Source organism: Streptomyces sp. NPDC090088 (assembly GCF_044747345.1).
Classification (GTDB): Bacteria; Actinomycetota; Actinomycetes; order Streptomycetales; family Streptomycetaceae; genus Streptomyces.
In genome coordinates this window covers 306,902-328,633 of record NZ_JBIVDZ010000012.1, presented here as the reverse complement: position 1 = coordinate 328,633, position 21,732 = coordinate 306,902, and the positions used below count along the sequence as shown (strand labels likewise).

At 71.0% G+C, this 21,732-nt stretch carries 19 protein-coding genes and 1 pseudogene; 13 read left to right on the top strand and 7 right to left on the bottom strand.

Annotated elements, in window-relative coordinates:
• Positions 1-181: 181 nt before the first annotated feature.
• The gene (locus tag ACIPSJ_RS46125; protein WP_401355356.1) at positions 182-340 is read right to left on the bottom strand and encodes a hypothetical protein; all 159 of its coding nucleotides are present in this window, start codon (positions 338-340) and stop codon (positions 182-184) included.
• Between the two features lie 145 nt (positions 341-485).
• Between ACIPSJ_RS46125 and ACIPSJ_RS46120 the strand changes: the two genes are divergently transcribed.
• The 4 genes from ACIPSJ_RS46120 (at position 486) to ACIPSJ_RS46105 (ending at position 1,933) form a co-directional block, all read left to right on the top strand.
• Entirely contained in the window at positions 486-701 is a 216-nt protein-coding gene (locus ACIPSJ_RS46120; RefSeq protein WP_401355354.1) for a hypothetical protein, read from the top strand.
• Between the two features lie 30 nt (positions 702-731).
• Positions 732-1,136: a tautomerase family protein gene (locus ACIPSJ_RS46115; protein WP_401355351.1), complete on the top strand. Its 405-nt coding sequence runs from the start codon at positions 732-734 to the stop codon at positions 1,134-1,136.
• Between the two features lie 105 nt (positions 1,137-1,241).
• A complete protein-coding gene (locus tag ACIPSJ_RS46110) occupies positions 1,242-1,667 on the top strand; it encodes a DUF1622 domain-containing protein (protein WP_359221949.1) in 426 nt (141 codons plus the stop codon).
• Entirely contained in the window at positions 1,664-1,933 is a 270-nt protein-coding gene (locus ACIPSJ_RS46105; RefSeq protein ID WP_359221951.1) for a hypothetical protein, read from the top strand. The genes ACIPSJ_RS46110 and ACIPSJ_RS46105 overlap by 4 nt, the downstream gene beginning before the upstream one ends.
• Here the strand turns inward: ACIPSJ_RS46105 and ACIPSJ_RS46100 are convergent.
• Positions 1,918-2,172 carry a hexameric tyrosine-coordinated heme protein gene (locus ACIPSJ_RS46100; protein WP_359221953.1) on the bottom strand — a complete coding sequence of 85 codons (255 nt, stop codon included), beginning with the start codon at positions 2,170-2,172 and terminating at the stop codon, positions 1,918-1,920. The two genes, ACIPSJ_RS46105 and ACIPSJ_RS46100, sit on opposite strands and share 16 nt — an antisense overlap.
• Positions 2,173-2,348: 176 nt before the next feature.
• Between ACIPSJ_RS46100 and ACIPSJ_RS46095 the strand changes: the two genes are divergently transcribed.
• Both ACIPSJ_RS46095 and ACIPSJ_RS46090 read left to right on the top strand, forming a co-directional pair.
• Positions 2,349-3,305: a MerR family transcriptional regulator gene (locus ACIPSJ_RS46095; RefSeq protein ID WP_401355347.1), complete on the top strand. Its 957-nt coding sequence runs from the start codon at positions 2,349-2,351 to the stop codon at positions 3,303-3,305.
• Between the two features lie 42 nt (positions 3,306-3,347).
• On the top strand, positions 3,348-4,031 hold the full coding sequence (locus ACIPSJ_RS46090) for an FMN-binding negative transcriptional regulator (RefSeq protein WP_401355344.1): 684 nt from the start codon (positions 3,348-3,350) through the stop codon (positions 4,029-4,031).
• Positions 4,032-5,030: 999 nt separating this feature from the next.
• On the opposite strand, the gene ACIPSJ_RS46085 is transcribed toward ACIPSJ_RS46090, so the two are convergent.
• Positions 5,031-5,768 (bottom strand): anti-sigma factor antagonist, encoded by a 738-nt coding sequence (locus ACIPSJ_RS46085; protein ID WP_401355342.1) that lies wholly within the window; start codon positions 5,766-5,768, stop codon positions 5,031-5,033.
• Between the two features lie 129 nt (positions 5,769-5,897).
• On the opposite strand from ACIPSJ_RS46085, the gene ACIPSJ_RS46080 reads away from it, so the two are divergent.
• On the top strand, positions 5,898-6,242 hold the full coding sequence (locus tag ACIPSJ_RS46080; RefSeq protein WP_401355339.1) for a helix-turn-helix transcriptional regulator: 345 nt from the start codon (positions 5,898-5,900) through the stop codon (positions 6,240-6,242).
• Positions 6,243-6,648: 406 nt separating this feature from the next.
• Here the strand turns inward: ACIPSJ_RS46080 and ACIPSJ_RS46075 are convergent, their stop codons facing one another.
• Positions 6,649-6,864 (bottom strand): tautomerase family protein, encoded by a 216-nt coding sequence (locus ACIPSJ_RS46075; protein ID WP_401355337.1) that lies wholly within the window; start codon positions 6,862-6,864, stop codon positions 6,649-6,651.
• Between the two features lie 194 nt (positions 6,865-7,058).
• On the opposite strand from ACIPSJ_RS46075, the gene ACIPSJ_RS46070 reads away from it, so the two are divergent.
• Together ACIPSJ_RS46070 and ACIPSJ_RS46065 are read left to right on the top strand one after the other, a co-directional pair.
• Positions 7,059-7,922, top strand: coding sequence for a helix-turn-helix transcriptional regulator (locus ACIPSJ_RS46070; RefSeq protein ID WP_359221964.1), 864 nt, complete (start codon positions 7,059-7,061; stop codon positions 7,920-7,922).
• A 309-nt stretch (positions 7,923-8,231) separates the two neighbouring features.
• Positions 8,232-9,797 (top strand): SDR family oxidoreductase, encoded by a 1,566-nt coding sequence (locus tag ACIPSJ_RS46065; protein ID WP_401355333.1) that lies wholly within the window; start codon positions 8,232-8,234, stop codon positions 9,795-9,797.
• A 98-nt stretch (positions 9,798-9,895) separates the two neighbouring features.
• Here the strand turns inward: ACIPSJ_RS46065 and ACIPSJ_RS46060 are convergent, their stop codons facing one another.
• Positions 9,896-10,303 carry an NAD-binding protein gene (locus ACIPSJ_RS46060; protein ID WP_401355465.1) on the bottom strand — a complete coding sequence of 136 codons (408 nt, stop codon included), beginning with the start codon at positions 10,301-10,303 and terminating at the stop codon, positions 9,896-9,898.
• Between the two features lie 9 nt (positions 10,304-10,312).
• Positions 10,313-10,801: pseudogene (locus tag ACIPSJ_RS46055) on the bottom strand (NAD(P)-dependent oxidoreductase); the annotation flags it as partial.
• Between the two features lie 272 nt (positions 10,802-11,073).
• On the opposite strand from ACIPSJ_RS46055, the gene ACIPSJ_RS46050 reads away from it, so the two are divergent.
• From ACIPSJ_RS46050 to ACIPSJ_RS46035, 4 genes are all read left to right on the top strand, one after another.
• Positions 11,074-12,063 carry an AraC family transcriptional regulator gene (locus tag ACIPSJ_RS46050; protein WP_359221966.1) on the top strand — a complete coding sequence of 330 codons (990 nt, stop codon included), beginning with the start codon at positions 11,074-11,076 and terminating at the stop codon, positions 12,061-12,063.
• Between the two features lie 70 nt (positions 12,064-12,133).
• Positions 12,134-12,916 (top strand): peptidoglycan-binding domain-containing protein, encoded by a 783-nt coding sequence (locus ACIPSJ_RS46045; RefSeq protein ID WP_359221967.1) that lies wholly within the window; start codon positions 12,134-12,136, stop codon positions 12,914-12,916.
• Positions 12,917-13,048: 132 nt separating this feature from the next.
• Positions 13,049-13,303 carry a Smr/MutS family protein gene (locus ACIPSJ_RS46040; protein ID WP_359221968.1) on the top strand — a complete coding sequence of 85 codons (255 nt, stop codon included), beginning with the start codon at positions 13,049-13,051 and terminating at the stop codon, positions 13,301-13,303.
• A 133-nt stretch (positions 13,304-13,436) separates the two neighbouring features.
• Positions 13,437-14,636: a hypothetical protein gene (locus ACIPSJ_RS46035; protein ID WP_401355331.1), complete on the top strand. Its 1,200-nt coding sequence runs from the start codon at positions 13,437-13,439 to the stop codon at positions 14,634-14,636.
• A gap of 54 nt (positions 14,637-14,690) precedes the next feature.
• Here ACIPSJ_RS46035 and ACIPSJ_RS46030 read toward each other — a convergent pair whose 3' ends face one another.
• On the bottom strand, positions 14,691-21,503 hold the full coding sequence (locus ACIPSJ_RS46030; RefSeq protein ID WP_401355329.1) for a glycoside hydrolase domain-containing protein: 6,813 nt from the start codon (positions 21,501-21,503) through the stop codon (positions 14,691-14,693).
• Positions 21,504-21,732: the final 229 nt, after the last annotated feature.

Below are 21,732 nucleotides of genomic sequence, written 5' to 3'. Positions count from 1 at the left end.
CTGCACAATCTGGGGGAATCCGTCAGGGGTGATCTCGAGCTTTTCCGCGAGGACGACATGGCGGAGTACCTGCCGAGTCCGGCGGGGGCGGACCCCGGTGAGCTGATGCCGGTGGCGTCGGCCACGACGGGGGAATGGAACTCGTGGCACCAGCTGTCGCTCCGGAAGGCGAGGCAGTGGGTCACGCCGAACAACGGCGTGACCCCTCCCCACGCCTCGGCCCATGGGTCCGGGCGGATGCCGTCCGTGCCGGTGCCCCGGGGGCGATGGCCTTCAGTGCGGGGTGCCTCAAGGAGACCGCGGCCCACTGGGTGGCGCCGTAGCAGGAGTCGCCGAACATGCCGACCCGGCAGGTGAGGCATGCCGGCCACCGGAGAGGCAGTTCCGCTCACCGCCACCGGGTGCCTATCGTCGAGGACGGAGCGGCTCGGACCGGCACCCCAGGACGGCCCTCCTCCTGCAAGGCCGTCCTTGACCTCGGAGGGTTGAGCATCGCCCACCGCACGCCAGGTATCGACGCCTGCGTCCTCCATGGCGGCGCCGCCCGGGTTCCCGGCACGTTCCGCGAACGCATGGCCAGCCTCCGAACAGCCATCGAGCGCGCGTTCGACGACGCGGGCCGCACCTCCGTCCGGGCCGTCGCCGACCACGGCACCTGGCTCCCGCTGAAGCTCCGAAGTCCTGAAGTCCTGAAGTCCTGAAGCCCGCTGTCCCTCTGAAGGAGTCCGACCATGCCCCTCGTGCGCATCGACCTGATCCGCGGCCGTAGTCCGGAGAACATCAGGGCCATCGCCGACGCCGTCCAGCAGTCCCTCATCGACGTCCTGAAGATCCCCGAGCGGGACAGGTTCCAGATCGTCACTCAGCACGACCCGGACGAGATCATCGCGCTCGACGCGGGCCTCGGCTTCCAGCGCACACCTGGCACCGTCATCATCCACATCTTCACCCAGCGCGGCCGGGCCACCGAAGAGAAGCAGCATCTGTACCGGACGCTCGCCGGCCGACTCGGCGAAGCCGACGTCGACGGCAAGGACCTGTTCATCAGCTACTTCGAGAACGGACCCGACGACTGGTCCTTCGCGGACGGCCGCGCCCAGTACGTCGAAGGCGACCTCCCCGTCCCCGGACGCTGACCTCCCGGCCCGGCCCGGCCCGGCCCACGCCCCGCGCGGCACATTTCCTCCGGCCATGGGGGTGGCGGGCACGAAGCTGTGCCCGTGTGAGCCGACAATGCCCCCATGCACGCGGACCTGCTGCCGGAATCAACGCTGAGTGGCGCCGTCGACCTGACCGTGCGTCTGGTCGAGTTCGCCGGCGCCCTGATCATCTTCGTGGGCGCCGCCTGGGCGTTCGTCCAGTTCATCGGGTACGGCGCGGTTCGGCTGCGGGACTGGAAGGGCTCTGCGGGCGCCGCCTTCGGCTTCAACAGGATCCGGCTGGCCCTCGGCCGGTTCCTGGCCCTCGGTCTTGAATTCCAGCTCGCCGGAGACATCCTTCGTACAGCCATCGCGCCCACGTTCACGCAGATCGGTCAGCTGGCGGCGATCGCCACGATCCGGACCGCGCTGAACTACATCCTCGGCCGGGAGATCGAGGAGGAACGCCGGGAGATCGAGCGCCTCTCCCCGCCAACCGGTGCCACGCCCCAGGGAACCGGCCGGTGACCGGGAAGATGACCCAAGCCGCCCTTCTGATCACCGTGTTCGGACTGATCAGCGCAGTGTGCGCCGGCCTCCGGCTCCGCCAGGTACGGCCCGGCCTGGCGGTGCTCACGGACTTCCTCGTCGCCGCCGGCATCGTCTGCCTCGCGGGAGGCTCCTCCTGGACGACGCTCGCAACCGCCTCCGCCGCCGTGGGCGTGCGGCTCGTGGTCGGCTCCGGCCTGCGATCGAGACCGGAGCCGCGAGCCGCTGTTCAGGGCCGCCAATAGTTGTTGGCGGCCGCGATGGTCTGGAACTCGACCGCCACGACCCGGGACGCGTCGATCAGGCTGTCCGGGGTGGTGGAGTAGTTGGGCCGACCGCCCTTGAGCACATCGAGGTCGGGCTGGATGTTGTGGATCGTGTGGCGGGCCAGCGTCAGGGCCAGGGCACGCCCTTCTTCCGGTGAACTCGTGATCAGGGAGTTTCCGGGGACCAGGACAAGACCTTCGTCGGGTACTCGGTTCATGGCGCCAATGTCGCCCTTGGCCAGGGCCCGGATGACCCCTGACACGCGTCACAGGGCCGAAGGGGTGAGCGATGACCAGGATCGGCCGAGCCGTCAAGCAGGGATTCGAGGCGCGGCGAAATGGCGCTTGACTCTACCCCTCGGGGCAAGGTTTAGCGTTGAGCGAGGTGAGCGGCATGAAGATCAGTGAACTCGCGCATCAGGCCGACGCGACAACGAAGGCCGTCCGGTACTACGAATCGCTGGGGTTGATCACACCCGAGCGTCTCGCGAACGGCTACCGGAACTACACCGAGGACGACGTGCGCCTCGTACGGGAGATCAGGGCCCTGCACCAGCTGGGTCTCCCGGTCGAGCGCACCCGGCCCTTCCTGGAGTGCCTGTCCGCGGGCAGTCCGCACGCGGACGACTGCCCGGCCTCCCTGGCCGGCTACCGCCAGGCCATCGACGAGCTCACCGACCGCATCGAGGCGCTGGCCGCCCGCCGCGCCACGCTCATCGCCAACCTCGACGCCGCAGCCCGCCGCGGCAGTCGCGTCGTACCGCCCGATCAGGCCGAAGCCGGAGGTGAGGACTACCTGTCGCTGCCCAGGGACCTGCGCGCCCCCACGGACGACGGGGCCGCCGATCACCTCCCGGGCACGAGCATGCCGCGGCTCGCTCTGCCCAGCACGGCCGGCAAGACGGTCGGACTGGACGCGCTGGGGCCCCGCCGCACAGTGATCTACGTCTATCCCCTCACCGGGCGTCCGGGCACCGACCTGCCCGAAGGATGGAACTCCATCCCCGGTGCCCGCGGCTGCACCCCGGAGACCTGCGGCTTCCGCGACCACTTCCAGGACCTCCTCGAAGCCGGCGCAGGCCGCGTGTACGGGCTGTCCAGCCAGGACACCGACTACCAGAACGAGGTCGTGGAACGGCTCGGCCTGCCTTTCGGCATGCTGTCCGACCCCGCGCTCGACCTGGCCCGCGCGATCGGGCTGCCGACCTTCGAGGCCGGCGGGAACCGGCTGTTCAAGCGGCTGACCCTCGTGGTCCGCGACAACGTGATCGAGCACGTCTTCTATCCGATCTTCCCGCCGGACCAGCACGGCCGGCAGGTCCTGACCTGGCTGCGCGACAACCCGCTGTAGACCCCCCTTTTTTTCGCTGTTCATGCGAAAGGTTGCTCACTCATGTACGTCCCCGAGCGCTTCGTTCCCGACGAGGACGCGGTCCGTGACCTGCTCACCCAGCACGGAGCCTCCGACCTGATCACCGTGACCGAGCATGGCCTGCTGGCCACCCTGCTGCCCTTCGAGTACGACCCGGACGCCGGAGAGCACGGCGCGCTGATCGGCCACATGGCCCGGGCCAACAACCAGTGGAAGGTGCCGGCGCTGGGCGAGGCCATGGTGATCGTCCGAGGGCCCGAGGCGTACATCACTCCGACCTGGTACGCCACCAAACAGGAACACCACCGGGTCGTACCGACCTGGAACTACATGATCGCCCACGTCTACGGACAGTTGGTCGTGCACGACGACCCGGCCTGGACAGAGGCGCAGGTCCGCCGTCTGACCGACCGTCACGAGGCCGGCTACGACGAGCCGTGGTCCGTCGACCAGGCCCCGCCGAAGTTCATCGAGCGACAGTTGCGCGCCGTCGTCGGCGTCGAACTGGCCATCAGCCGCATCGAAGCGAAGTTCAAACTCAGCCAGAACCAGCCGCAGGAGAACATCGACGGCGTCATAGCGGGCCTCGAAGCCCGCGGACAGTCCGACGACGTCGTGGTGGCAGCCGCGGTCCGTGCCAACAGTCAGGCGGACGGGGCCGGCGTCACTGTTGATTCCATGACGGACCGCTCTCCCGTGAGCTGAAACAAGCTTCAAGACGGACCGCGGTACCTAACTTGAGGGTGTATGCAAGATAAGGGGAGCGGACATTGACGGCGCAGGTGAAGCCGTTGTGTCGCGACGCGCGGGACGACGCGGCCAGGGTGCGCGCCGCCGTGGGCGTGGGCGTCGGCACCCTCTGCAACCGCTTCGGCTCCCGCGAGGCCCTGATCGACTCGGTCATTCCCGAGATCGCGGGCAGCCGACTCAAAGTGCTCGGCGAGAAGGGTGGCGGGCGGGGCAACGGCGCGGGAGCGGCTGGAGCTCCTCACGCTCGGCATGATCGACATTCAGCACCAGGATGCGGCCCTGAATGACGCGATCATGCGCCGCTTCCCAGGAGCGACTGCCGTGATCGACACCTGCGAGGTCTCTTCGTCCCTCGGACGCGATCTCGTCGACCAAGCACACGAGGAGGGCTCCCTCTCGCCCGCGGTAGGCGTCCCAGGCTCCACGCCCCTCCTCTTCGAGACCGGTGCACGCCTGCCTGCCTCGAAGCCGCTGGGTGCCCTAAACGGACACGACAGCAGGCCGGGCGATCAGGTGGAGGTCGCTCACTTGGCCAGTACCACCTGGCGGTTTCGGAGCCTCGGGGCCGACGGCCCGACCAGGGCGGTCCTGGCCTTGTCGCCGGACGGGTGCCGGAACGTGAGGAGACGTGCATGCGGGTCTGGCGTGAACCGTCCGGGCCGCGTTCGGGACGCGGGTCGGACGCGAGGATCGGAAAGGAACGACAGGGGTCGCCAAGATCCTCGAAGGACTCACACTCCGCTGGAGCTCATGCGGCACGCAAGGCGCCGTGCACCACATCAGTCTGTGGAATCAAGGTTGGGGCACCTGAGCAGGAGCTCGTGGAGACATCGAACTCGGTGCAGGGGGAAGGTGCCCCCCTGTCGGAGGGCTCTCCACGGTGGCGGCCCGACCTCGTCGACTCCGCCGAGGTCCTCCATGACGATCTCGCACCGCTACGCCGCAGAGCACATGTCAGCGCTCCCCAGCTCCTTGTCCACGGGCCGGTGTCCGGTCAGTGGGCTGCTCGATGTGCGTTTTGACCGCGCTGGCCAGGTGGTCGGCGATGGGTTCGGGCAGGTCGTGGCCGTTGGTGGTCTGCACGAGGGCGTCGGCGATGCGGTGGAGTTTCGTGTTGCTGTGCTGGGAGGCGGCGACCAGGACCTGCCAGGACTGCGATGCGGTCAGCCGGAACGATCCCATGAGCATGCCCTGGGCCAGGTCGATCGTCGCGCGGGTCTCCATCGCTCGGTGCAGCTGTGCGTTCTCGGTCGCGAGGTCGTCGTCACTGTGGGTGGGCGGCGGCTGCTGGTCGGGCTTGCGGGGCGCCGCGGTGAACAGGGGGCGGGTGTCGGTGAGGGCCATCAGGCGTTCCACTGCCGGGCTGCTGGCTCGCAGGACGAGGGTTTTCGCGTCGGCGCGTGCGCGGTGGTGTACGCGCAGCAGGACGTTGAGGGCGGAGCAGTCGCAGAAGTCGACGCCGGCGAGGTCCAGTTCCACGCCTCCGCGGGCGTGGTCGAGCGCGTCGCTCAGCGTCTGCTGCAACTGCTGGTCGCTGTCGAGATCGAGTTCACCGCGGACCGTCACCACGAGCCGGTCGCCGTTCGCGTCGACGTTCAGGGTCACCGGCGTCGGCGCCTGGGCGCGCTCGAACGCGGTGCCGCACTCGGTGCAGGGCCCCTCATCTGGGGGGAGAGCCGCGTGAAGGGACATTTCAAGCTCCCGCGCATGCCGTCTTTTCGAACATTCCCAGAATCACCCCGGAACCCGTTCACGTCAACCAAAACATGAAATTTGATACGTCCTTTTGTATGCGTGAAACAGTGTGCTTACCCTGGGGGTATGGACCGAGCGCCGGAACCCCATGCAGGCTGGACGTTTCTCACCAACCACTCGCGGGTGCTGGCCGCGATCTCCGAGGACCACACCACCCGGGTACGGGACATCGCCGCGCGCTGCCGGCTGACCGAACGCGCCGTTCAGAAGATCATCGCCGACCTCGAAGAGGGCGGTTACCTCACCCATGTCCGAGAAGGCCGCTCGAACGTCTACCGGGTCGTCCCCGACACGCTCCTGCGCCACCCCGCGGACGCACCGGCCACGGTCGCCCAGCTCCTGGCGATCCTCGACCGGCACGAGAGCGTCCGCCCCCAGGGGCCGGTGGGCGGCGAGCAGCCGGCTTCCTGACCCGGGCGACCTCTCGTACGGAGAACCCGCAACCGCCGGCCCGCGCCGTCCCCCGGAGCCACCGCCGGCCAGGTGTTCCGCCTCGCCCGCTCACACGCGCAGGTCCAGCGGCCACTGGTGCGAGGCCGCGCGGAGGGGTGCGACACAGGAGGCTGCGTACCGCCCCGTTCCGCCGGCCATGGCGGCGCGCTTCAGCCATACCGGAAGGCCGGGAGACCCGCGCCCGACAGCGTCCTGCGGAACGGGGACCGAGGCGTGCCGCGTCTTGGGCGGGTGCCACCGAGGAGGGGCCTGCCAAGACCGTGGCTCATGTGGTGAGGCGGACGTTGCCCCGGCGACCGCGAGCGGGTTCGTCGCGGTGCCGCGATACGGCGGTGCGGCGACCGCCGTGGATCATCCGGTGTCGTCAGTCTTCGGTGGGCTGCTGGAGCATGGCCAGGGTCAGCACGTTGCCGCCGATGCCCCAACCGCCGTCGACGACCTCCTCGACCAGGACCATGGTGTTGGCCCGGGCGCGTTCGCCGTAGATCTCGACGAACAGCTCGGTCGTACGGGTGACGATCGTCTCCTTCTGCTTCTCGTCGAGGGTTCCGGTGGGGACCTTGAAGTTCGCGAACGGCATGGTGGTCCTCTTTCGACAGCTGACTACGGGAAAGTGCCTGCGGTGCCGGTGCGAGCACGGAGACCGTGCACCGTGCAACGGGCCGTGGCTGCACCGCTCTTGGCTCCAGAGTGGTCTGGTCCGTCCGCCTCAGCCAGGGCTGTTCCCACCCGGGGGTTGCCGTCCCCTGGCTTGCGTCCGCCGGTGCCGCGACCATGGGAGACGTGAATCATTCCGTACTCGCCGCGTTCCTCAGGTCCCGGCGCGACCGGATCCGCCCGTCGGACGTCGGCCTGCCCAGCGGTCCGCGGCGCCGGGTGCCCGGTCTGCGGCGCGAGGAGGTCGCGCATCTGGCCGGGCTGTCCGCCGACTACTACACCGAGCTGGAACGCGGACGCGGTGCCCAGCCCTCGGCCCAGGTCCTGGCCGCGCTGGCCCGGGCGCTGCGGCTGAACGGCGACGAACGCGACCATCTCTTCCACCTCGCCGACCGGCCGGTACCCCCGGCGGCGCACGGTCCCACCGCGCATGTCCAGCCCGGTCTGCTCGGCCTGCTGGACCAGCTCACCACCACCCCTGCCCAAGTCATCACCGACCTGCACGAAACCCTCGTCCAGAACCCGTTGGCCGTCGCACTCGTCGGCCGGCCTCCGGCGCTGCGCGGCCCCGAGGCGAGCCTCGTGCACCGCTGGTTCACCGACCCCGAGGCCCGGAGGCTCTATCCGCCCGAGGACCACGACCACCACTCCCGGGTCTTCGTCGCCGACCTCCAGGCAGTCGCCGCCCGGCGCGGCGGTGACAGGGAGGTGAGCCGGATGGTGGCCGTGCTGCGCGGGCGCAGCCGGGAATTCGCCACCCTCTGGGACACCCACGACGTCGCCCTCCGGCGAGCCGACCACAAACGCATCGTGCATCCCGCCCTGGGGGTCATCGAGCTCGACTGCCACAGCCTGTTCAGCGAGGACGGACGCCAGCGCCTGTTGTGGTTCAGCGCTCCACCCGGCACGGAGGGCGCGGCCCAGCTGAGCCTGCTGTCCGTCATCGGCACGCAGGACATGACAACCTCGACGGCTGTCTGAAGGCGCCCGGACCGTTCGTCGTGTTCCCTCCCCACCGGCGCCGGGCCACGGCGGATCCGTGGGTCACCGGCCCGCGATCCGGCCGTTGGCGCGCATGCGGAGAGGCACCGGGAGACGACGGCCCCCGAGAGCCCTGTGTCACCCGGATGCCGCAGTCGCCCGGCGTACCCGGACGGGTCGGCGGCACCGTAGAGGTGTCGGGGGCACCAGGGTTCAGGGACGACGACTGAGGCGGTTCGGGTGGCGGACGAGACGGCCGGGACGACGGCGAACGGGAGCGCAACGCCTGCCGGGCGTCCGAGGACCTGCTTGGTGACCGGTGCCAGTGGCTATATCGGCGGGCGGCTGGTGCCGGAGCTGCTGGATGCCGGGTACCGGGTGCGCTGTCTGGTGCGTACGCCCCAGAAGCTGCGTGACCATCCGTGGGCCGGGCGGGTGGAGGTCGTCCAGGGCGATGTCACCGACGCGGGCTCGGTGGCGGCGGCGATGGCGGGCGTCGACGTGGCCTACTACCTGGTCCACGCGCTCGGCGCCGGCCGCGGCTTCGAACGCACCGACCGGCAGGCGGCCGAGGTCTTCGGCGAGCAGGCCCGCAGGGCCGGCGTCGGCCGGCTGATCTACCTGGGCGGGCTGACCCCGGCCGGTGTGCCCGAGCGGGAACTGTCGCCGCACCTGCGCTCCCGCGCGGAGGTCGGCCGTATCCTCCTCGGCTCGGGCGTGCCGACGGCCGTGCTGCGGGCCGCCGTCATCATCGGTTCCGGCTCGGCCAGCTTCGAGATGCTGCGCTACCTGACCGAGCGGCTCCCGGTGATGGTCACGCCGTGCTGGGTGCGCACCCGCATCCAGCCGATCGCCGTACGGGACGTGCTGCGCGTGCTGGTGGGGTGCGCCGGCCTGCCGAGCGACGTCAGCCGCACCTTCGACATCGGCGGCCCCGAGGTGCTCACCTACCTCGACATGATGCACCGGTACGCCACCGTCGCGGGGCTGCCCCGGCGGCTCATCATGCCCGTGCCGGTGCTGACGCCCGGCCTGTCCAGCCAGTGGGTCGGCCTGGTGACGCCCGTACCCGCCTCCATCGCCCGCCCGCTGACCGAGTCGCTGCGCCACGAGGTGGTGTGCCGGGAACGGGACATCGAGCGGTACGTGCCCAGCCCGCCGGGCCACCCGGTCGGCTTCGACCGCGCCGTCGCCCTCGCGTTGCGGCGCGTGCGGGACGCCCAGGTCGACACCCGCTGGTCCTCCGCCTCCGTGCCGGGTGCTCCGAGCGGCCCGCTGCCCACCGACCCGGAGTGGGCCGGCGGCAGCCTCTACACCGACGTGCGCGAACGCCACGCCGACGTGGCTCCCGACGCGCTGTGGGATGTGGTCGAGAGCATCGGCGGCGAGAACGGCTGGTACTCCTTCCCGCTGGCCTGGGCGGTACGCGGCTGGCTCGACCGCCTCGTCGGCGGGGTGGGCCTGCGCCGGGGGAGACGTGACGCGCGGCGGCTGCGGGTCGGTGACTCGCTGGACTTCTGGCGGGTGGAGGAGATCGAACGCGGGCGGCTGCTGCGGCTCCGCGCCGAGATGCGGCTGCCCGGCCTGGCCTGGCTGGAGATGCGGGTCGACGAGGAGAGGGCCGGCGGCGCCCGCTACCGGCAGCGGGCCCTGTTCCACCCGCACGGACTGCTCGGCCAGCTCTACTGGTGGAGCGTGTCGCCGTTTCACGCGGTGGTCTTCGGCGGCATGGCGCGCAACATCGTCCGTGCCGCCGAACGCACACGGAAGCGGGACACCGGTCCCGGGCCGGGCGGTGCCACGTCCGGGCCCACCCCGGCCGCGCACGACAACGCCGTCCCTGCCGACCGCCGCCGTCCCCCGGCGGGAAGCTGAGACCGACGTACCCCTCGACCGTTTCGTCCGCCTCCGGCGGTGAGGAGTCCGGGCGTGGGGCCTTCGCCGCCAGGCCGCCGCGACTGTCCTCGCGGCCGCTAGGGGCGCAGCAAGGTGCCGGCGATCTCCTCCAGGAGGGCCACGGCGAGGAGTTCGCCGTTCACGGGACCGAAGCGCTCCAGGGCCCGCCGGTGGAGACGGAGCACCGTGTCGGCCATCTCGTGCGGGGTGCCGAGGTCGCGGGCCTCACCCGTGATGACCTCCAACTGGTCGTGGATGCGGTCGAGTCCGTACGAGGGGAGGTAGTCCCCGGCGAACAGGGCCGAGAGGTCCCTGCGGATGAAGTCGCTCCCGGCCGCGCTGGCGGCCAGCGTGTCCCGCAGGACGGTGAGGTCGATGCCCGCTCGGCGTCCCAGCAGAAGGGCCTCGGCGGTCGCCGCGGCCTGCCCGAACCAGAGCAGGTTGATGAGGAGTTTCGTCGTGTGGCCGGTTCCCGGGCCGCCCATGTGGCTGATCCGGTCCGAAGTCGTCACGGCCTCCAGCAGCGGCCTGCACCGGTCGAGGACTTCGGGAGAACCGCCCACGAACAGCCTCAGGCGCCCGTGTTCGGCATCGTCCGGGCTTCCGCCGAGGGGCGCTTCGAGGACATCGACGCCGTGGGCGGCCGCGCGCGCCCGCAACACCGCAGCAACCGCCGGGGCGTTGCTCGTCATGTCTATCCAAACCGCCCGGGGGGCCAGGGCGGAGAACACGGCGTCCGGAAGTGCCGCCTCGGCCTCGCCGGGCCCGGGTACCACGGTGATCAGCACGTCCGCCCCGGCCGCGGCCGTCACGGCGGACGGCGCCCAGCCGGCGCCCGACGAGCGCACCGGTTCTTCCCGTTCGGGACGCACATCGAAGGCGGTCACCGTGTGGCCCGCCGAGACGAGGCGTCCGCACAGAGGTGTCCCCATACGGCCGACACCGAAGAGGGCTACGCGCGAGGGCACAGCATCACCGCCATGGCAGTCGTCGCGTCCGTCCTGTCCAGCCGCGTGGAGGTACTCGTGATCCCCCGGAGGATCACTGCGGGCATCCTAGGGTCTGCTCCGGCGCCCACGTCATCCTGCTCAGGTGAGTGATCGGGGTGACCCTCGGGACGTAAGACGACGGCAAGTTGACCCGGTGGTTGCGAGCGCGAAGGAACCGTTTGGGGCTTCCATGACGGTGCGTTGAATCTGCTGTGCTGTCCTGATTTCGTTGACTTTCCGGGGGAGGACAGCACGTGATCGTGACCATGCGCAGTGAAGACCTGCCGGCCGCCGACCGGTTTCCGTGGTGGTGCGAGCAGATGGCCCAGGACATCGTGCCGTCGACGGTCAGCAGCCCGCACGCCGACGACTTCCGGTCCGTGGTGACGGTCGCGGAGCTGGGCCCGGTCCTGTTGACGACGATCGACTACCCCGAGCTGAGATCCGTGCGCTCCTCGGTCCTGGTGCGCCGCTCGGACCCCGAGCGGTACGGGCTCAGCCTCCTGCTGGCGAACGACCTGTACATCGCCCAGCGGGACAACGAGTCCCGGCTGTGCCCGGGGAACCTGCTGCTCCACGACACCTCCCAGCCCATGGACACCCGCGCCCTGCCCGGGACCGGTCGCGGCGAGATGGTGATGCTGCAACTGCCCAAGTCCACACTGCCGTTGCGCCCGGAGCGGCTGAACCCGTTACTCGCGCAAGGGATCTCCGGCGGCGCCGGCATGAGTGCTGTCTTCGCCCGCTACATCGTCAGCGTCGCCGGGGCCGTCGGGCGCGGCGAGGTCGGCGACCGCGAGGCCGCGCGGCTGGGCGAGGTGGCCCTCGACCTGGCCGCCGCGACCCTGGCCTCGTACATCGAGGCCGAGGACCGGCTGACCCCGGAGACCCGCCGGCAGGCGCTGCTCGCGCGGATCGAGACGTTCGTCGAACTCAACCTCGCCGACCCGGAGTTGACCCCCGCGGTGATCGCCGCCCACCACCACATATCCCTCGGCTATCTGCACCGGCTCTTCCAGCCCCGCGAACGGACCGTCGCCGCCTGGATACGGCATCTGCGCATCGAGCGCGCCCGGGCCGACCTCGCCGACCCGCGGCTGCGCCACCACCCGGTGCACGCCCTCGGCGCGCGCTGGGGCTTCCCCCACGCCGCCGACTTCAACCGCGCCTTCCGCGCCGCGCACGGCATGCCCCCGGGCGACTACCGCCGCCGGTCCCTCGGCACGGCAGTGGACGCAGCGTCAATGAACAGGTGACCCTGCGCCAACGACGTCACCCCCTGCGCACTGACACCGTGTCCAACAGGTTCACGAACAGGAGTGCAGGATGAGTACAACCGCTCAGGCAACCACGGCACAGGTCCGTCAGGCGATGGTGAGCAACTGTCTCTGGGGGGTCCAGCACGAGCCCGACATCCACTACTTGGAGACCCGGCCCATGCCCATCGGCATAGCCGTGCACCACCTCCCCTTCACGACCGACTGCTCCGGCTTCGCCACGCTCATGGCGAAGTGGAGCGGGGCCGGGGACCCGAACGGCTCGGGGTTCGACGGGCAGGGCTTCACCGGCACGATGCTCGACCACTGCGAGCACATCACCGCGGCCGAGACCCAGCCCGGTGACTTCGTGGTCTTCGGCCCCGGTGGGGGTGAGCACGTGGTGATCCTCATCGAGAGCGCGGCCAAGGGGCTGGGGGCGCTGTGCGTCTCCCACGGCCAGGAGAAGGGGCCGCTGCGGACCACGGTGCAGGACGAGGCGAACACGCACGACAAGCCCCTCACCTACCTCCGGCTGCCCGGCGGCGGCACCGGCACACCGACCCCGCCGTCCTCGAACCACAACCCGTACTGCCCGCTCACCGTGGACGGCGGGTTCGGACCGCTGACCACCAAGGCGCTCCAGTGGGTGCTGGGCGTGACCCCCGACGGCGAGTTCGGGCCGAACACCAAGAAGGCTCTCCAGAGCCACCTCCATGTGCCCGTCGACGGCCAGATCGGTCCGCAGACCATCAAGGCTCTCCAGGCGCACGTCGGAGTCACCCAGGACGGGCAGTGGGGGAAGCTGACCACCGAAGGACTGCAGAAGGCGCTCAACGCGGGCCGCTTCTGAGCGTCCGGGCCCAGCCCGGCCCGCGGCTGCCACCTGTGACGACCCCATCCCGTTCGCGGAGCCTGGCACCCGGGCGCGGGCGACTACACTCGGCCGGGGTCGTCACAGGCGGCGGCAGCGGGAGGTAGCACCTTGCTGACATTGGACTTGCACCCGATCTTCCGGAACAACCGCGACATCGAACTCTCGCTGCGGCAGATCGTGTTCCAGGCGAAAAGCACGGGCGAGCCCGTCGTGCAGATCATTCACGGAAAAGGCACCGGGCAGCTCAAGGGGCGGGTCCTCGCGTTCCTCGGTCAGAAGCACATCAGGAAGCTGTACGACCGCGTGGAGATCGACACGGCGAACACGGGCCGGATCCTGGTCCACTTCGCACCACGCCCCTGAACCCTCTCCCGGAGCAGCGCGAGGCCCCGTGTGCCGGCCGTCTTGTCTGTGGCTGAACGTCCCCTGTGTGGCCCATCGGAACTGATGTACATGTGGAGGCCGATGGCAGCAAACGATGGTTTCAGGGGGGATCATGCGCATACGTATGCATTTACGTGCCTGGATTCTGGTCGGCGCGGGCCTGCTCGCAGCGGGGGCCGGTCCGGCGTACGGGGCGGGCGCGTCGTCGGCCGGGTCTGTGGCGGGGTCCGTGGAGTACACCGTGCGGGACCTCGGCACCCTGGGCGGTACCCGTAGCGAGGCAACCGCCATCGACGGCTACACGGTCGTCGGGAGTTCACAGACGAGCGGTGACGACACCGAACACGCCTTCGCGTACGACCTGCGCAGACACGTCATGACCGACCTGGGCACGCTGGGGGACGCCAGCCGGGCGACCGGCGTGGCGGGGAAGTACGTCGTCGGGGAGTCGGACCTCTCGGCCGGCGGCCCGACCCATGGATTCGTGTACGACCTCCGGACCCGGCGGCTCGTCGACATCGGCACGCTCGGCGGCGGCAGCACCCACGTCACCGGCCTCCACGGCGATACCGTGGTGGGGACGTCGTCGCTCTCCGGTGACGCGGTCACCCACGCGTTCGCGTACAGCCTGCGCACCCGGACCATGACCGATCTCGGCAGCCTCGCCGGTCCGTCGGGCGACAGTACCGCGGCGGCCGTCAGCGGCTCGGTCGTCGTGGGGAGTTCCTCCCTGCCGGACACGCCGGCCGGCACCACGCACGGGTTCGCCTACGACCTGCGCACCCGGACGATGACCGACCTCGGCACCCTCGGCGGAAGCTCCAGTACCGCCAACGACATCAGCGGTCCCGTGGTGGTCGGTCAGTCCCGCACGGCCGGCAACGGACTCACCGGGTACGCCTACGACCTCCGCACCGGCGTCCGCACGGACCTGGGGTCCCACTTCCTGATCGCGCAGTTGGTCAGCGGGAACACGGTCGTCGGCGGCGACAGCCTGCTCTCCACGACGTACGACCTCGTCACGCACACGAGCGCCGTGGTCGGCTCCGGGCGCGGCGTCACCGAGGTCAAGCAGATCACCGGGAACGTCATGGTCGGCGACGACTTCGCCCCCAACTCCTTCGCCTTCGTCGCCCGCGCCGACAACGGCGACTTCACCTACCTGGCCTCCCTCGGCGGCCTCAACTCCGCCGCGACGCAGGTCGACCGCCACGGCGTCGTCGCAGGCAGCGCGGCACTCCCGCCCGCCGACCCGGTCTCCGTCAACGGCCCGTTCCATGCCACCGTCTGGGTGCCGCACACCGTGGGGTAGGGCGCCCGTGGCCTGTCCGTCGTATCCAACCCCGGACAGGCCACGGCGGTGACGTCAGCGGCCCGCGTGCTGGAAGCCCACCGTGTAGTTACGGGTGACCGAACCGTTGGGCGAGGTCACCCTGATGGTGCGGGTGGTGAGGCGGGAGCCGGCCGTGGAGAGGACGGAACCGCCGTCGGTGACCTTCACCCGCGCGCCGGGGCGGGCCGGTACGGCGGTGACGGCCGGGATCCGCGCGGTCCTCGGCCAGTCGACGACGTACGTGGCCACGTCCGGATCGAAGCCGTCGATCGGGACGCCCCCGACCGTGATCGCCTCGGCGTCGGCGATGCTCGCCTTGGTGGCGTCCGCGTGGTTCGTCACCGTGACCGACCCGTCGGCGCCCACGACCACGTCCGCCGTCATCGCCGCCGCCAGGTTGATCCGCTGCCAGCTCGCCTCGCCGTCCGCGGTGAGGTCGAGCGGGTACCCGGAGTCCGTCGCGGTCTGTTCCAGGATCTCCGTGCGCTGCTCGGCGGTGAGGCCGGGGAAGGCCGTGATCAGGAGCGCCGCCGCGTCGGACGGAGTCCGCAGGGCCTGTCCGGCCTTGCCGACCTGGGAGAATCCGTAGGTCAGACGCCGGGTGTAGAGGTCGACGTCCTGCGCCGTGCTCAGGGCGTCGTAGGGGGTGCCTTCGCAGGCCGTGAGCGTGTCGCCGTACCCCTCCGTCTCGCACCGGGCGAGCAGCACGTTCTCGATCTCGGTGTGGGCCTGCGCCAGCAGGGCCGCGAAGTCGGGGTCCGCCCACCGGTGCGCCACGGTGGCCTGACCGGTGATGCGGCCGCCCATCACGTCGAGCGGGTAGTGGAAGCCGAGCACGATGCGGTTGTTCCCGTACTCCGAGGTGCGCGCGAGGATCGACGGCGCCAGCTCCGGCAGCAGCGTGGCGAGGATCGTCCCGGCCTCGTAGCCGCCGTAGGTGTGGCCGCTCGGGTACGAGCCGCTGGTGGCGAGGCCGGTGTAGGAGCCGTCCTGCGACTCGTAGATGTCACCGCCGTCGCCGACGAACCCGAGCCGCACGTACGGGCGCGGATAGCCGTAGTGGTCCTTCGCCGCGTCATGGGTGTCGAGGCCCCGGGTGACCCGGGAGAACAGCGCGCTGGTCTTGGGGAGCCGGCCGCCGTTCAGGGCGTCCAGGTAGATCCGGCCGAGCCGGGAGCCGAGGCCGTCGGCCAGCGTGAGCGTGGCGCTGTTCGTGGCGTCCACCTCGGCCCGGTCGACCTCCTTCTGCGTCGCCGCGTTGTTGACGGACACGGCGATCTCGTCGTTCTCGGCGGTCGGCGAAGTGCCCTCGGCGATCCGGGTGTCGGAGCCGAGGATGCCGGAGCCGAGGTCGTCGATCCCGCTGAGGAGATCGTTGAAGTAGTCGGTTCCGTCGGCGGTCGCCGGCCACTTGTCCGACGTGTAGGCCGCGTCGAGTGTGCCGTCCGGGAAGGGGGACGGGTCGTACGTCGCCGGGTCGGTGGGGGTGGCCGCGGACGAGGTGGTGGTGGGGGCGGCCGAGGATCCGGCCAGGGTGAGCGCGGTGACGGTGGCCGTGTGCGCCTTCGCCCTGCCCTTGGTGACGACGAGCGCGGTGTCCGCGGTGGCGGGCAGGTGCGCGGTGGTGCCGTCGTCGAGGGTCACGGTGTAGCCGATGAGCGGGAATCCGCCGTCGCCGGCCGCCCGCCAGGTCACCCGGACCTGCCCGCCGTCGGTGGTCACCCCCGTCACGGTCGGCGCCTGCGGGGTGCTGCCGCCGGTGACCACGGGGGCGGTGGCCGCGCTCGGGGCCGACCTGCCGACGGCGTTCACCGCGCGGACGCGGGCCGAGTACGACCGGCCCGACGGCAGCCGGGTGAACGTCGTGCTCCGGCTGCCCGGATCGTGGACCTCGACCCGGTGGCCGTCGCCGAGGGCGATCGCGTAGCCGGTGACCGGCGAGCCGCCGTCGTCCTCGGGCGCGGACCAGGCGACCGTCACGCCGGTGCCGGACGAGGTCGCCGACACGGCGTCGGGCGCGGCCGGTACCGTCTTCGGCTTCGTGACGAGCGCGGACCGGGCGTGGTCGAGGGCGTCGTACCGGGTGGTGAGGGTCCCGTCCGTCGCCGAGTCGTCCGCGAGCGCGGTCCTCGCCTCGGCGAGCGCGGCGGTGAACGACTGCCACGACGCGTCCGTGTAGCGCGACTTGGTGAGGGCTGACGCGGTCGTGACCAGGTTCTCCAGCTTCAGCCTGGGGAGCGGGGTCAGCTGGCCGGCGGCGAGGGTGAGACTGCGGGTCCCGGTGTCGATGTCGAGCTGGGTCGCGGTGTCCGCGCCGGCCAGGGCGCGTGCGGCGGCGAGTTCGCGCAGGTAGACCGCGAAGTCGATGGTGTCGTACCGGTCCGGGTCGTCGGCGAGTGCCGCGTAGCGGTCGATCGCCTTCCGCAGGGCGGTCGTGTCGGTGCCGGCGGGGGTGTCGACGTGGCTGAAGGTGATGCGGCCCAGGTTCGCGACGTACGGATGCGAGGAGTCGGGGGTCGTCGTCAGGCGCAGGTGGACGGCGTGGGTGCCGGTGATCGCCTTCGGCAGGGTCAGGCTGGTCGTCCCGCCCGAGGACCACGCGGATCCGGTGACCGGCAGCGGGACGGTCGCGTACGGCGTGCCCGGGTTCGCCGCGTCGAAGGAGTCCAGGTAGAGCTGGACGGCCGAACCGGTGCCGCAGCGCGCGGAGTTGTTGACGTAGGTGAGCGTGACGGTGTTCTTGGGCGAGCTGCCGAAGCCGATGTCCCCGTAGTCCAGCCAGGCTCCGTCGTAGGTGCCGCCGAGGTCGGTGGCGGAGCCCGCGCCGCTCCAGCCGGCCGTCTCGCTCTTGAGGCCGCCGCCGCTGTTCGAGGTGAACGCCGTGGCGTCGAAGGCCACCGGGGCGTCGGCGTCCCGCGTCAGGGTCAGCGAGTAGACGTTGGCCACGTAGGGCTGGGAGGTGGACTGGGTGCCGGAGACGAAGTCGGCGTACACGTCCTGGACGCCGGTGAAGACGCCGGGGTCGAGCCGCACGGTCGTGGTGGCGAGGGTGCCCCAGCCCGAACCGGTGTAGGCGAGCGGGATGTCGACGCTCCGCTCGCCGTCCTTCGATCCGAGGTGCAGTTCGATGTGCGAGTCGGAGGCCGCGCGCGACTGCGGCTTGTCGTAGCTGACCGTGACGGTGTCCGCGCCGGTGCCGAGGCCGGTGTCCCGCCATTCGGCCCAGGCGCCGTTCGTGGTGTTCTCGAAGATGCCGTTCACGAGGGTGAGCGGGAGTGAACCGCCGCCGGTCGTCGTGGTGTTCGCGGCGGTCAGGGTGGCGAGCGTGGTCGAGGCGGCCTCGTACGGCGAGAACCGGTACCAGTCGAAGTTCGACACCCATTGCTGCCCGGACGGGGCGTGGAACACGAAGGTCGCGCCGGCGGCCGCCAGCAGGGCGTCCGGGTCGGTGACGGCCGCCTGCACGGTGGTGTAGTACTGCCAGCCGCCGGTTCCGGGGAGCGGGACGGTGGCGACGACGGGGCCGTCGGCGGCGCCCGCGTGGATGTCGACGCTGCTCGGCTGCGCCGTCGTCGCCTGTGCGTTGGCGTAGCGCACCGAGACGCTGCGCGGGGCGACGCCGCCGAAGTCGAGCTTGGTGAACCGCTCCCAGGAACCCTCGGTCACACCGCCGAGGTCGCCGTCCGAGTAGTACGCCTCGCTCTTGAGGCTGGGGCCCTCCTTCTGGTCGGGGTCCTCGGCCTGCAGGACGGCGTAGCCGCCCTCGTCGACGGTGAGCGCGTCGGCGGCGGATCGGAGCGCGTCGCGGGCGGCCATCAGCGTGGCCGTCGCGGAGGCGGTGTCCGCGAGGACGGTCCGCGCGCGTTCGAGGGCCGACCGGAACACGCCGAGGGAGCCGTCGGAGTAGTGGCCGTCGCGTACCAGGGACGCCTGGTCGACGAGGGCGGTGAGGGCCTTGCGCTGCACCGCGGCTGCGGAGACGCGCAGCGGGTCGGTCGGGGAGATCCCGGTGCCGCGCACCGTCGCGGCCGGCACTCCATGGGCGAAGGCCGCGTCGCGGAACGTGAGGCCGAAGCGCGCGTCGACGTCCGTGGTACCGGTGAGCGCCAGTGTCGCCGTGCGCGCGCCGGTGACGCGGAGGTCCGCCGTGACACCGTCCGGCAGGCCGGTCACGGTCGCCGCCCCGGTCGCGGTCAGGCTGGTCCCCTTCTTCGCGGAGAACGCCGCCGGTCCGGACGACAGGGTGAGCCGTACGCTCCCGTCCACGGTGCCGTCCGCGGCGGTGGCGACGGTGTCCGGGCGGGCGGAGACAACGGTCGTGCCGGTGCCCGGGCCGCCGGTGCCCGTGTCGCCCGAGTCGGTGTTCAGCGAGTACGCGGGCTCGGTGCGGGTGCCCCAGGCGGAGGGCTTGGAACCCATCGTGAAGTCCAGGGTCCCGCCCGCGACGATCTGCGAGTAGTCCAGCCAAGTGTTCGTGAACCGGGCGCCGTTGAGGGTTGCGCTCTGTACGTAGTAGTCGCTCGGCGACACCCCGTCGGCCTTCACCGTGAACGTGCTGCCGTTGGCGTAGGTGATCGTCGTGGAGTCGAAGAACGGGCTGCCGATCTGGAACTGGCTGGAGCCGGCGGTCACCGGGAACAGCCCCAGGGCGGCGGCGACGAACATGGTCGACATGGTGCCGGCGTCGTTGTCCATCGTCGGCAGGAAGCCGTGCGGGGAGAGCTGGTAGACCCGGGTGCGGACCGGCGGGGTGAACTCGCCGCCGGAGCTGGGGGCTTCGTTCGTGGAGCCGGTCGCGATGTAGCGGTTCCAGGTCGTGCCGGTGTAGATGGACCGCACCCACTTCTGCGTCAGGCTCGGCTCGCCCACGTAGTTGAAGAGGTAGGGGGCCTGGAGGTCGATCTCGTTGGCGTTGGAGTGCAGCATGGTCGAGCCGTCGTCGGCGGTGGAGTCCTCGCCGAACATGTGCTCCACGGCGGCCTTTCCGGCCTTCGCGCCGCCCATCGCCTGGATCAGGCCGCCCATGTCGTAGGCGTCGTACCAGTGGTACTGCCAGAGCGTGCCCTGGTAGAGGCCCGCCGCCTCGAACTTCTCGTAGTCGGCGCCCTGCCAGTCGCCGCCCGCGGCGTGCGGGGTGAGCAGGCCGACCTCGGTGCCGTCGGCCGCGGTCCAGGCACCCGACTTCACCAGGTGGTCGATCGCCATGGTCGACTGGGTGCGCAGCTTCCTCGCGTCCGCGTCCCTGCCGAGCGCGTCCGCGACGACGGACAGCGCCCACTGGTCGTAGCCGCGCTGGACGGTCGTACCGGGATCGCCCGCGATGTAGCCCTGCCGCAGCTGCGTCCCCGTGTAGTAGCCGGTGTACGACCTCAGCGCCGGGTACGCCTCGTCGAGCCGGTCGAAGTTCCGGTAGCCCTTCGACAGGGCGTCGGCGATCACCACGGCCGAGCGCTCCCAGCGCACGGTCGGCACCGAGTGGGTGAGACTGCCGAGGCTCTTGCCCGAGGTGTGCGCGTCGGCGAACAGCACGATCAGCGACTGCACCAGGTCCCGGTAGGTGTCCGGGTCGACATAGGCCTCGACGGAGTACTTGCGGAAGTCGTCCCACGTGGACCAACCGTCGTAGTACGTCCAGCCGTTGGTCCTGTGCACCGCTCCGTCCGCGCCCCGGTACGTGCCGCTGGTGCTGGTGGCGTTCACCGGCAGCGCGTACATGCGGTAGAGGTGCGTGTAGAACTCCTTGGTGAGCGTCGAGCCGGGGTCGGACGTCGCGGAGGACCGCACGGCGACGGCGCCGAGCGTGCTGTTCCAGGCCGCCTTCGTCTGGGCCCGCGCCTGGTCGAAGGTGAGGTCGCCCACCTCGTTGCGCTGGTCGGTCGCGGCCTGTTCGGCGCTGATCGGCGAGAGCGTGATGCGCAGCTCGATGTCGTCCCCGGCGGACTTGTCGAAGCCGAGGATCGCGCCGGTGTCGGTGCCGTCCCGCGTGGTCGCCTCGCTCAACCCGCCGTCGTCGCCCCAGCTCCGCAGGGAGGTCACGGGGACGTTGGTGGTGGCGGCGTAGTACAGCCGGTAGGCGGCGCCGTTGAACGACCCCGCGACGAGTCCGGTGATCGAGGCGGTGCCGTCCGGGAGCGTGGTCGCCTTCATGGTCGCGCGGGTGCGGCTGGTGAAGTTGTTCGCGAGGTCGAGGACGAGTTCGGGGTCCGCACCGGCCGGGAAGCTGTACCGTTCGAGCGCCGTACGCGTCGTCGCGGTCATCTCGGCGTCGATCGTCCCGGAACCCTGCGTCACCGCCGAACCGGTTCCGGCCGGCGCCCCGAGCCCGACCCGGTAGGAGCCGGGCGTCGCGCTCTCGTCGTCGTGGCGGTACGAGTGCGCGTAACTGCCTTTGTCGGGGCGGCTGTCGTACTTCACGGACGTCGGTACGACGAGCAGGTCGCCGCCGCCTCCCGAGCCGCCGACGCCGTCGAGGTCCGTCGCGGTGAACCCGGCGATGTGGTCCTCGTCGTAGTCGTACCCCGAGTGGTTGCGGTCCGGCGTGGTCAGCGGGTTGACCTTGGCCAGACTGTGGGGCGCCTCGGCGCCCGGCAGATCGTTGCCGTCGTCACCGCCGGTCGACACGAACGGATCGACGAGCTCCGTGTAGTCCGTGCCGCCGGACGTCCCCGCGGACGTCGGGGCCAGGGGCACCGCCGCGGCCGTACCGGCCCCGGACAGCAGGGCGAGGCCGAGCGCCCCGGCGAGCAGCGCGGCGACCGCCGACCGCAGGGGCGCTCGGCCCCGCCGGCGGACGGCGGTTGCCGGACGGATGACACGGGGCTGGGGCACGTCGGGTCTGACAGGCACGGAACCTCTCCATCGTCGCGGTCCACACGCACGGTCCGGCCTAGTCCGGGATAACGTTGTCATCCCGGACACCCGGAGCGCGCACCTTCGGGGCGAGACGGCGGCGGACACCCGGGACCACGCCCGTCATGTCCACGACCGTCGGCCATCAGACACGGAGAAGGCGTACGGCGGGCAAACGGGGTTCGTACGCCCGAGGTTCGCCTCGACGGCCGCCGCACCACCGGCA

Excerpts from the sequence above, each read along its gene's own strand:
- ACIPSJ_RS46125 (WP_401355356.1), bottom strand. The coding sequence starts at position 340 with ATGTTCGGCGACTCCTGCTACGGCGCCACCCAGTGGGCCGCGGTCTCC.
- ACIPSJ_RS46115 (WP_401355351.1), top strand. The coding sequence starts at position 732 with ATGCCCCTCGTGCGCATCGACCTGATCCGCGGCCGTAGTCCGGAGAAC.
- ACIPSJ_RS46110 (WP_359221949.1), top strand. The coding sequence starts at position 1,242 with ATGCACGCGGACCTGCTGCCGGAATCAACGCTGAGTGGCGCCGTCGAC.
- ACIPSJ_RS46100 (WP_359221953.1), bottom strand. The coding sequence starts at position 2,172 with ATGAACCGAGTACCCGACGAAGGTCTTGTCCTGGTCCCCGGAAACTCC.
- ACIPSJ_RS46095 (WP_401355347.1), top strand. The coding sequence starts at position 2,349 with ATGAAGATCAGTGAACTCGCGCATCAGGCCGACGCGACAACGAAGGCC.
- ACIPSJ_RS46090 (WP_401355344.1), top strand. The coding sequence starts at position 3,348 with ATGTACGTCCCCGAGCGCTTCGTTCCCGACGAGGACGCGGTCCGTGAC.
- ACIPSJ_RS46085 (WP_401355342.1), bottom strand. The coding sequence starts at position 5,768 with ATGTCCCTTCACGCGGCTCTCCCCCCAGATGAGGGGCCCTGCACCGAG.
- ACIPSJ_RS46080 (WP_401355339.1), top strand. The coding sequence starts at position 5,898 with ATGGACCGAGCGCCGGAACCCCATGCAGGCTGGACGTTTCTCACCAAC.
- ACIPSJ_RS46075 (WP_401355337.1), bottom strand. The coding sequence starts at position 6,864 with ATGCCGTTCGCGAACTTCAAGGTCCCCACCGGAACCCTCGACGAGAAG.
- ACIPSJ_RS46070 (WP_359221964.1), top strand. The coding sequence starts at position 7,059 with ATGGGAGACGTGAATCATTCCGTACTCGCCGCGTTCCTCAGGTCCCGG.
- ACIPSJ_RS46060 (WP_401355465.1), bottom strand. The coding sequence starts at position 10,303 with ATGGGCGGCCCGGGAACCGGCCACACGACGAAACTCCTCATCAACCTG.
- ACIPSJ_RS46050 (WP_359221966.1), top strand. The coding sequence starts at position 11,074 with ATGCGCAGTGAAGACCTGCCGGCCGCCGACCGGTTTCCGTGGTGGTGC.
- ACIPSJ_RS46045 (WP_359221967.1), top strand. The coding sequence starts at position 12,134 with ATGAGTACAACCGCTCAGGCAACCACGGCACAGGTCCGTCAGGCGATG.
- ACIPSJ_RS46035 (WP_401355331.1), top strand. The coding sequence starts at position 13,437 with ATGCGCATACGTATGCATTTACGTGCCTGGATTCTGGTCGGCGCGGGC.